Annotated in this window: 1 protein-coding gene and 1 pseudogene; both read right to left on the bottom strand. The window is 51.2% G+C overall.

Going from position 1 to position 1,976, the window contains the following annotated elements; all coding sequences use genetic code 11:
- Positions 1 to 137: 137 nt before the first annotated feature.
- Positions 138 to 320, bottom strand: a pseudogene (locus tag QZ506_RS16620) (transposase); the annotation flags it as partial.
- 128 nt (positions 321 to 448) lie between these two features.
- Positions 449 to 1,810 carry a 2-hydroxycarboxylate transporter family protein gene (locus QZ506_RS16625; protein WP_291972590.1) on the bottom strand — a complete coding sequence of 454 codons (1,362 nt, stop codon included), beginning with the start codon at positions 1,808 to 1,810 and terminating at the stop codon, positions 449 to 451.
- Between the last annotated feature and the right edge of the window lie 166 nt (positions 1,811 to 1,976).

Genomic DNA, 1,976 nt, shown 5'->3' on the forward strand with positions numbered 1-1,976 from the left:
CGCTGCTTGAGGGCCTTGTTATAAGAGGGCCAGTTGGTGATTTTAAAATTTTGTTTTGCCATGGAGACCTGATTTTGAAACAACTGTGGTGATCTGCTCCGATGATTACCCAAAAGTTCTATTTATTCAACAAAGCCCATCAGGACTGTGGTGATGGCCATATCTGAGTAGTGGAGCGGTCGTCCACGCCGTTCAGTAGTGTTTTTTTCCGTCCATGCAGCAATGGCTGATTCATCTAGCCATACGGTCAGAGAACCGCGCTGCTTGAGGGCCTTGTTATAAGAGGGCCAGTTGGTGATTTTAAAATTTTGTTTTGCCATGGAGAGCTGATTTTGAAACAACCGTGGTGATCTGCTCCGATGATTACCCAAAAGTTCTATTTATTCAACAAAGCCACCCTGATAAGTAAAGCTTGCGAGTTTCATTGTTCTGTTCCTGCGTACATCAATTAAACAAAGAAGTTGCCGAGTATCAGCAGCGAGACGGAGACGTTAATCGCGCCGCCGATACGCGTGGCAATCTGGGCGAATGGCATCAGGTTCATACGGTTGCCCGCGGTCAGAATCGCCACGTCGCCGGTGCCGCCCTGGCCACTCTGGCAGCAGGAGACGATGGCGACATCAATAGGGTGCATACCGATCTTTCTACCAACGAAGAACCCCGTGGCGACCAGTGCAGAGACGGTGCTGACAATCACCAGCAAGTTGCTGATGGTGAAAGCATTAACCAGTTCCTGCCATGGCGTAATCGCTACGCCAACGGCGAAGAGAATGGGGTAAGTGACTGAGGTCTGGAAGAATTTGTAGACGAACTGCGAGCCTTCCAGCAGGCGCGGAGACGCCCCGTTGCACAGCTTGACCAGCACCGCGATAAACAACATGCCAACCGGTGCAGGCAAACCAATCAGTTTGTGGCCGAGCATGCCGATCATGTAGAGCAGCACCGCCAGCAATGTGCCAGACGCAATGGCTGTGACATCAGTTTTGCCAGAAACAACAGGCTGTGAAGAGGTGGTATCTGCATTAGCACGATTCGGCATCAACTGGCCTTCACCGGTCAGATGCGGATAGCGTTTACCCAGTTGGTTAAGGCAACCGGAGATAATAATCGCCGTCAGGCCGCCGAGCATAACCATCGGCAGAACACGTCCCAGCGCAACGCCTTGGTCCATATGCATCAGCGTGGCATAACCGATGGAAAGCGGGATCGCCCCTTCCCCGACACCGCCCGCCATAATCGGCAAAATGATAAAGAAGAAGATCTGGAACGGTTCCATCCCCAACGCTAGGCCGACGCCCATCCCCACAATCATGCCGACGATTTCGCCGCACAGCATAGGGAAGAATATACGCAAGAAGCCCTGAATCAGCACCGTGCGGTTCATGCTCATAATGCTGCCAACGATAATGCAGCAGATATAGAGATAGATAATGTTGGTTGATTTGTAGAATTTGGTGGTGGACTCCACCACGACATCCGGCAGCAGCCCGTAGTAGACCATCGCGGAGGGGATGAAGGTGGCGCAAATCGCTGCCGCGCCCAGCTTGCCGACGACAGGCAGGCGTTTACCAAATTCACCACATGCAAATCCAAAGAACGCCAGAGTAGCAACCATCACCACGATATCACTTGGCAGCTTACCGCCTAAGCAGTCAATGGCAATCAGTACGCCTGCCAGTAAGAATAGTGGCAGCGGGATAATACCCACTTTCCACGTATCCATAATGTGCCACCATCGCTCTTTTAGCGCCGGACATGGCATATTTATTGGGTCTTGAGGTACAGAGAAAGAATCATCAGTTGTGCTCATAATAAGCCCCTTGGTTATTTTTCACGGCTTTGTTGAATAAATCAGAACTTGTAACGACTGCGCCCCATACGGTTCGATTGTTACGTGATGCGAATACTGTTCGGCATTCCTGATAGCGTGATCCGCTTAAGCGCTTTGACCATGGTCATGGCTTCACCCACCTGAG

The organism is Candidatus Symbiopectobacterium sp. (assembly GCF_020054415.1).
GTDB lineage: Bacteria > Pseudomonadota > Gammaproteobacteria > Enterobacterales > Enterobacteriaceae > Symbiopectobacterium.

Coding starts and splice junctions, on each gene's coding strand:
- QZ506_RS16625 (WP_291972590.1), bottom strand. CDS start 1,810: ATGAGCACAACTGATGATTCTTTCTCTGTACCTCAAGACCCAATAAAT.